This is a genomic window from Methylophaga sp. UBA5088 (assembly GCF_002414625.1).
GTDB classification, from domain to species: Bacteria; Pseudomonadota; Gammaproteobacteria; order Nitrosococcales; family Methylophagaceae; genus Methylophaga; species Methylophaga marina.
In genome coordinates this window covers 11,374-11,819 of sequence record NZ_DIAC01000020.1, presented here as the reverse complement: position 1 = coordinate 11,819, position 446 = coordinate 11,374, and the positions used below count along the sequence as shown (strand labels likewise).

At 46.4% G+C, this 446-nt stretch carries 1 protein-coding gene; it reads left to right on the top strand.

Features of this window, described 5'->3' with window-relative positions; all coding sequences use genetic code 11:
• Positions 1–446, top strand: a 446-nt coding sequence (locus B4K20_RS02665; RefSeq protein WP_289281786.1) for an FAD-dependent monooxygenase, incomplete at both ends; no start/stop codon positions are given.

The window sequence follows — 446 nt, the reverse complement described above, 5'->3', positions numbered from 1 at the left end:
GAGCGGGTGAAGAAAGTGCATTGCTCTCCCTTCCAGAGGAAGCATTTCTAAAGCAATTACAACATCACTTCGGCTATCGTGCTGGACGGTTTATTCGTGTTGGCGAGCGTAACAGTTACCCTTTAATATTGATGCAAGCTGACATGCCAGTTCAAGCTCGAATCGTATTTATTGGAAATGCCGCTCACAGCCTGCACCCCATTGCTGGTCAGGGATTCAATCTTGGCTTACGTGATGTCGCGGTATTGGCTGAACATATTTTTGATGCCAAAGATTGCGGTCACGCTGAGTTGTTGCAACGTTATCAGCAGCAGCGTCAACAAGATCAGGATCAGGTTGTTAAATCCACAGACCAACTGGTGCGATTATTCAGTAATGATATTCCGCTATTAGGTCATCTGCGTGGGGCAGGACTTACGCTGATGGATACGATGCCTGTTATGAAA